The 249-nt window shown below is 47.8% G+C and carries 1 pseudogene; it reads right to left on the minus strand.

Going from position 1 to position 249, the window contains the following annotated elements:
* A pseudogene (locus KVT27_RS26915) lies at nt 1-249 on the minus strand (carbohydrate ABC transporter permease); the annotation flags it as partial.

Here is a 249-nt window from a genome sequence, read left to right on the forward strand (position 1 = left end):
GCGAAAGTCTGTTCTCGACAGAGGATACGCTGCGCATATCGTCAGCACGAGGTTAATCGCTGTACCTAGCAGCGTGTAGACAATCGTATTCATATACCCGCTCAATATCTCCATATTTTGAAAGACACGCTCGTAACCGACGAAGTTGATACCCTTGGGCAGCAGCCAAAGCTGGCCTCTAGCTACCACGGAAGGTTCGCTGATAGAAGCGCTTAGTACAAACAAAAGAGGATAGATAACGATAACGGT

The sequence above is a fragment of the Lysinibacillus sp. GbtcB16 genome (genome assembly GCF_019091145.1).
Classification (GTDB): Bacteria; Bacillota; Bacilli; order Bacillales_A; family Planococcaceae; genus Lysinibacillus; species Lysinibacillus fusiformis.